Consider the following 2,003-nt stretch of genomic DNA (forward strand, 5'->3'; position numbering starts at 1 on the left):
GGTAGAGTCGACGACTGGCGCGGTGACCGTAGGTCGCGAGGCTTTACTGGTCCGGCTGCTTTCGCCAGTTGCCGGTGTCGCAGTTCGCGCCATAGTTCCGTCTCCAGTCGCCGCTCGTCAAACCGGGCATGCAGATTTGCCGCACCCGGCTTTCACTTGTCTCCTCAAGCCTTCGCGCTCGATCGGTCGTTACGACGAGTCGGGATGCGGAAGAGTTTGAGCGTATCGTGCAGGTAGTCCTGCGGATACTCTTTAAAGCCCCTGCCGCGTTTTCCTGCTCGTTGCATCAACCAGTGCCGCAGACGCCGATCGACGTACTGCCTGATGAAGTCATAGCTCTTCATGACAGGACCTTGGTCGAAGTAGCCGCACCAGCCACGAAGAAGGCGACTGATGACGACGACGGTGTTCTCCGGTGTGTCCGGGTACCACTGTGGCGTCGTGCGTTCGTGGATTCGTCGGAGCAATCTCATGACCGCTTTCTTGGACGGACGCGTGCCGATGAAGGCTTGTCCATCCTTTCCGTAGAACCGCCCGATCGTGTAGCCAAGGAACGTGAATCGGTCCGTCGGCAATAGAGCGATGCGGGTCTTGGTCTCGTTCACCTCCAGCCCGAGCCTGTTCATCAGTACCGTCATTCGCTTCATCGCCGTCTCGGCTTGGCCGGGGCGGCAGCAGATCACGAGATCGTCGGCATAGTTGACGACGTAGGCGTCGAGTTGTTCTTGGTGTCCGTGGTCGCGCCAGGCCAGCAGAAAGCGTCGGAAGTAGATGTTCGCCAGCAATGGACTCAGAGGAGAGCCTTGCGGGGTCCCTTTCTTAAACTTTCGCGCATCTGCCGTCTGTATCGTCCGTCTTCTGCTCCGTTCAACTACCGGGACTGTCAACCAGCCTTTGATAGTCGAGAGGAGTCGTCCATCGGCGATCCGTCGTGTCAGGCATCGCATCAGCGGACCGTGTGGAATCGACGTGAAATAGTCGCGTAAATCTGCATCGACTACCTCGCGGCGTCCCCGGTCCTTGATGTGCCAAAACACGCGGCGCACGGCCATCTTGGCGTCAAGCTTCGGGCGAAATCCGTACTGGTTGTCCAGCAGGTCCGCGTCGAAGATGGGACCGATCACTAAGACCGTGGCCATCATAACGATTCTGTCACGAATACACGGGATTCCGAGTGGTCGGCGTCCGCCATTGCTCTTTGGTATCCATACTCTCAGAAGGGGTTTGGGACGGTAAGTGCTGTCCTTCAGCTCCTGTCTGACACTTTCCAACCACTGCTGTTGTCCCTCTGCTTCGATCTGTTCGAATGTTATGCCGTCCACCCCGGGGGAGCCGTCGTTTTCACGGCACCTTTGGTAAGCTTCTTCCATGACATCCGGTCGGCAGATTTTGTCCCACAGAGAGTAAAAGCGGTATGTCGGTTCGGTCTTAGCTTTCGCCTGTAGCGAGCTCTGCAGCTTCTGAACGCTTATATCCGGTGTTGTTAGACTCATCGTCAATCGCCGTGTTCTCTGCTTCGTTCTCGCTTGAGATAAGTCAGGGCCCCTTCCCTCTTCCGGCGTTACCCGGTGTCATAGGTATTACGGACCCATCCGCCATCTGCCGCCGCCGACGCTAGCCCTCGCGGGTTCATCGTTGTCCGGATTTGCATCCTTCCTCGACGGCAGACTTCCCTTGTTGCGCACTGTCCATGTCCCGCGCGTGCTGCCACCACTACTCCGGTGGGATCCTGGGTTGCTTTTCTCGCTCGCTTCCCCCGGACGCCGGCCTTCCCCGTTACTGTGGCGGGTCGGCTCCCACGATGACGCTTTCGGAGCCTGCTCGGTGTTCACTCGCAAGTTGCGGCCCGCACGGACCGATGACCCCCAAAAGGGGCCTTTTCTCAGAGTGCTTCAGGCCATTCGTCGCCTCCTGACCCGCTCCGAGTACTTCCGGCTGGAGCGAGAGTTTGCCGGCCTGGATTTTCACCAGGGAGAACAGTGCGCCTTGGCAAGGCACACACA

At 58.6% G+C, this 2,003-nt stretch carries 1 protein-coding gene; it reads right to left on the reverse strand.

Annotated elements, in window-relative coordinates:
• Positions 1-164: 164 nt before the first annotated feature.
• The gene (gene ltrA, locus IF803_RS42385) at positions 165-1,493 is read right to left on the reverse strand and encodes a group II intron reverse transcriptase/maturase (protein WP_461196148.1); all 1,329 of its coding nucleotides are present in this window, start codon (positions 1,491-1,493) and stop codon (positions 165-167) included.
• Positions 1,494-2,003: the final 510 nt, after the last annotated feature.

It is taken from the genome of Bradyrhizobium sp. UFLA06-06 (genome assembly GCF_054820065.1).